6 protein-coding genes are annotated in these 3,748 nt (G+C 62.8%); 5 read left to right on the plus strand and 1 reads right to left on the minus strand.

Annotated features, from left to right (window positions below; translation table 11 throughout):
- Nucleotides 1–335: 335 nt before the first annotated feature.
- From VGP39_RS24740 to VGP39_RS24760, 5 genes are all read left to right on the plus strand, one after another.
- Nucleotides 336–674 (plus strand): helix-turn-helix transcriptional regulator, encoded by a 339-nt coding sequence (locus VGP39_RS24740; RefSeq protein WP_327570718.1) that lies wholly within the window; start codon nt 336–338, stop codon nt 672–674.
- Nucleotides 674–1,231 carry an RES family NAD+ phosphorylase gene (locus VGP39_RS24745; protein WP_327570719.1) on the plus strand — a complete coding sequence of 186 codons (558 nt, stop codon included), beginning with the start codon at nt 674–676 and terminating at the stop codon, nt 1,229–1,231. Before VGP39_RS24740 ends, VGP39_RS24745 begins: the two co-directional genes overlap by 1 nt.
- A 60-nt stretch (nt 1,232–1,291) precedes the next feature.
- Complete coding sequence (locus tag VGP39_RS24750) at nt 1,292–1,489, plus strand: type II toxin-antitoxin system PemK/MazF family toxin (protein WP_327570723.1); 198 nt, start codon at nt 1,292–1,294, stop codon at nt 1,487–1,489.
- Nucleotides 1,490–1,584: 95 nt separating this feature from the next.
- Complete coding sequence (locus tag VGP39_RS24755; RefSeq protein ID WP_327570720.1) at nt 1,585–1,785, plus strand: hypothetical protein; 201 nt, start codon at nt 1,585–1,587, stop codon at nt 1,783–1,785.
- A gap of 11 nt (nt 1,786–1,796) precedes the next feature.
- The gene (locus VGP39_RS24760) at nt 1,797–2,369 is read left to right on the plus strand and encodes a Fic/DOC family protein (RefSeq protein WP_327570721.1); all 573 of its coding nucleotides are present in this window, start codon (nt 1,797–1,799) and stop codon (nt 2,367–2,369) included.
- 32 nt (nt 2,370–2,401) lie between these two features.
- On the opposite strand, the gene VGP39_RS24765 is transcribed toward VGP39_RS24760, so the two are convergent.
- The gene (locus VGP39_RS24765) at nt 2,402–3,502 is read right to left on the minus strand and encodes an ABC transporter ATP-binding protein (RefSeq protein WP_327570722.1); all 1,101 of its coding nucleotides are present in this window, start codon (nt 3,500–3,502) and stop codon (nt 2,402–2,404) included.
- Between the last annotated feature and the right edge of the window lie 246 nt (nt 3,503–3,748).

A 3,748-nucleotide genomic window follows, 5' to 3' on the forward strand; every position in this document is an offset into this window, starting at 1 on the left:
CACGGCGATTTCGCGCCGCTGCCTGTCCCCGTCCAGCCAGCTTCGGTGGCAGACCCCGAGAGTGGGGCCGGACGGATACCCAAGTACTCCCGCGAACGAAGAGCCACGTTAGCCCCCGCCCTCAGGCGCCGCTCCCACCCCCACGTTCCAAAGCGTCCCAGGTAACGCTCCCTCAAGTTGGGATGAGATGGCTAGGACTATACACCATATTCAGAACATGTCAAGAACATATAATCAACAAATCGTGAATACATTCCTCTTAGATTTCAAAATTGATATCTATGCAACGAAAAAATGCTATGCTCTCACTTCAAGGATCCAGCGGCGGGCGGAAAATGACCAACGCGGTTGCCAAAATCATCGAAGACCTGAGAAGCCGCGGCGGGCTGAAGGGCACCGACGTCGCAAACATCACGTCGGTGTCTCCCGCCACGGTGTCACGCTGGACCGCCGGCAAGGCACTGCCCCATCCCAAGACGCAGCTCGTGATTTCCGACCTGCGCTACGTTGTCGACCGGCTTGCCGAATTTTATACGCCCGACGAAACCCGTCTGTGGCTGTATTCAAAACATCGCCTGCTGAACGGCGTACGCGCGATCGACCTCATCAACCAGGGCGACGCGGACAAGGTCCTCGCGGTGATCGAAAGCCTGGACGAGGCAAGCTACACCTGATGGCTTCGCCAGGGCGCGTACATGACCGGTCGGTGCTCGACGCCTTGGAGAAGCTGCGCCCGGAGCCTTTTGACTCAGATGTATGGCGCGTCGCCCGCAAGGGCCGCGAGCCGTTGACAGGCTCTTCGGCAAACGGCCGCTGGGGCGCGCCGGGAGAACTGGAAATTCTCTATGCCAGCGAAGCGCGCGACGGCGCCTTGGCGGAAGTCGGATTCCGGCTCTCGCTCGAACCGGTATGGCCGAGCCGCATTCAACACCAGATTCATGTGCTGGCGATCAAGACGGAACGCTTGCTGCGGCTTGTCGACATGCGCGAACTTGAGAAGCTCGGCGTCGATATCGCTCGCTATGAAACCTTCGACTACAGCGCGACGCAGGCCATCGCGGCGGCTGCGCATTTTCTTGAGTTCGACGGACTGCTGGTGCCGAGCGCGCGGTTTGCGTGCAATAATCTGGTGGTGTTCACGGACCGTGTTTCGCAGCCGGGGCAGTTGCAGCTTGTGAGCAGTGAGGATGTGGATTGGGAGAAGTGGCGGAGGAAGAAGGGACGGCGGTAGAACCGCGGCCTAAAGCCGCGTGTCCGGCGACGTGGCCGCCCTCTGGGCCTTGGCACGGCGATTTCGCACAATGCGCCCTGGTCGTGCGACGTTGCGATCACCGACCTCGCGCGCGCGGGCCTGCCCGCGCCATCCGTGGTGCGCGCTGCCAAGATCGCCTGCATCGAGCCCGCGCGGATCGAACGCCGGGCCGGAAAGCTGGACAAGGCGACGGCCAAGGCCTTGGCGCAGAAGCTGAAGGGATTTTTGGGAGGCTAGAGTTCTTTTGCCATTGTGAGCCAGCAGATCGGCGCTCGCCGTGGGCCTGCTCAGAGGACATGGCGAAAAGCGCAAAAATTTAGTATGCTGCGGCCATGCCAAAACAAAAGCGCACCACCGGAAAAGGAACCAAAACGGGCTTCGTCGTCGGCGCCGCCGGTTTTGCGAAAATCAGCGCGGTTGAAGGAATCCGCCTCGACCCGGCCATGAAAAAACGCGCTGAGGAAGCCGGCCGCAAGGGTCTAACCGCCGAACAGACCCGCCAGGCGATTATTCGTACCTATCGCAAGGGCTGAGTTGCCGTCGCATGTATGATGCGGTCGACGATCCATACACATACGAAAATTCGACGGTCCTTATCAACAAGCTCGACTTGCGCGATCAAGCCGAACTCGATGATTTCGAAGCGGAGATTTCTAGTGCCCGCGCCAACGACCCTCTGCCCGAGGGAAATCTGGATTTCGCACACTACTGTGCGGTCCATCGTCACCTGTTTCAAGATGTATACGAATGGGCCGGCACGCCGCGCACGGTACGCGTCTCAAAGCAGGGCAATCCGTTCTGCTTTCCCGAGCACATCCATGCTCAGGCAGACAAGTTGTTCGCTGATCTGAAAGCCAGGAAGCATCTGGAGAACTTGCCAGCGAACGAATTCGCCGACCGCGCTGCGCATTTTCTCGCGGAGCTGAATGCGATCCACGCCTTTCGCGAAGGCAATGGACGTGCACAGTTGACGTTCTTCGCGCTATTGGCCGATCGCGCCGACCACCCGATTGATTTCCAAAAGCTTGATCCTGACGCGATGCTCGACGCTATGATTGCCAGTTTTGATGGCAATGAATCGAGATTGAAGGCAGTGATCGAAGAACTCACCGGCTAGTCGAGCTCAGGAGTCTCGCAATGACGGACCCCCTACTCCTCCCCGCCCTTCCCCTCATCCCGATACGCCCAGCACCCCTCGCGCGGCAGCGACACCATCGTCTCGACGCCGACCTCGTGCCGTGCCGCGGTGCCGAGCTCCAGCGCCTCCAGCCGCCGCCCGAACAGCTCGACGTCGTACACCGTCTGGGTGCCCTGGTAGCGGCGGTCGGTGACGCGGGCGGCAAAGGTGTTGGCGCCATTGCCGCCGATGCGGATGTTTTCCGGGCGCAAGGCGAGGCGCACCTTGTCGCCGACACCGACTTCATGCAGCAGCGACGCCTCGCCGCGCCTGCCGTCGCCGAAATCCACCGTCCCGAACGCGCCGTTGCGCGCCACCAGCGTGCCCGTGAGCTCGTTGGTCGCTCCGGTAAAATTCGCCACGAACAGATCCGCCGGGCGGTTATAGATCTCGTCCGGGCTGCCCATCTGCAGCAGCTTGCCGTCGCGCATCACGCCGATGCGGTCGCCGAGCACGACGGCTTCGGCCTGGTCATGGGTGACGTAGAGCGCGGTCATGCCGGCGGCTTTCAGGATGCGGCGGAGATCGTCGCGCAGCCGCAGGCGCAGCTTGGCGTCGAGGTTGGACAAGGGCTCGTCGAGCAGCAGCAATTTCGGGCGGTAGACGATGCTGCGCGCCAGCGCCACGCGCTGCATCTGGCCGCCGGACAGCGCGGTCACCGGCCGCTCGGCGTATTCCGACAGGCCCACCAGCGCCAGCACCTCGTCGACCCGGCGCGCGGCTTCGGTGCGGTTAACGCCGCGGTGCTTGAGCGGATAGACCACGTTCTGCCGCACCGTCATATGCGGCCACACCGCGTAGGACTGGAACACCATGCCGAGGTCGCGCTGCCGCGGCGCGACCTGGATGCCGCGCGACGGCTGCGACACCACCTTGCCGGCGATGCTGATGGCGCCGCCGGTCGGATGCTCGAGGCCCGCGACGCAGCGCAACGTCGTGGTCTTGCCGCAGCCGGAGGGCCCGAGCAGCACCACGATCTCGCCGGCCGGCACCGCAAAGCTGACGCCGTCGACCGCGGGCCGGCCGATCGCGAACTGCTTGTGCAGATCGCTGACTTCGAGTGTGCCGGACATCTAGGTGATGCCTTCCACCTCTCCCCGCAGGGGAGAGGTCGGATGGCATCGCAGATGCCATCCGGGTGAGGGGCCTTTCGCGAGTGCTGAGTGTGTGGCGAGCCCCTCACCCGCCGCGCATCTGTCGATGCGCGTCGACCTCTCCCCTTCGGGGAGAGGTGAAGAGCGCTGCGCTCCGGTTTCGACGCCTCCGCTTCGGGGAGAGGTGAGAAGGTGCATGACGCCGCTCACTGCCGGTAATTGTAG

The organism is Bradyrhizobium sp. (genome assembly GCF_036009065.1).
In the GTDB taxonomy this organism is placed as follows: domain Bacteria; phylum Pseudomonadota; class Alphaproteobacteria; order Rhizobiales; family Xanthobacteraceae; genus Bradyrhizobium.

Coding starts and splice junctions, on each gene's coding strand:
- VGP39_RS24765 (WP_327570722.1), bottom strand. CDS start 3,502: ATGTCCGGCACACTCGAAGTCAGCGATCTGCACAAGCAGTTCGCGATC.
- VGP39_RS24760 (WP_327570721.1), top strand. CDS start 1,797: ATGTATGATGCGGTCGACGATCCATACACATACGAAAATTCGACGGTC.
- VGP39_RS24740 (WP_327570718.1), top strand. CDS start 336: ATGACCAACGCGGTTGCCAAAATCATCGAAGACCTGAGAAGCCGCGGC.
- VGP39_RS24745 (WP_327570719.1), top strand. CDS start 674: ATGGCTTCGCCAGGGCGCGTACATGACCGGTCGGTGCTCGACGCCTTG.
- VGP39_RS24755 (WP_327570720.1), top strand. CDS start 1,585: ATGCCAAAACAAAAGCGCACCACCGGAAAAGGAACCAAAACGGGCTTC.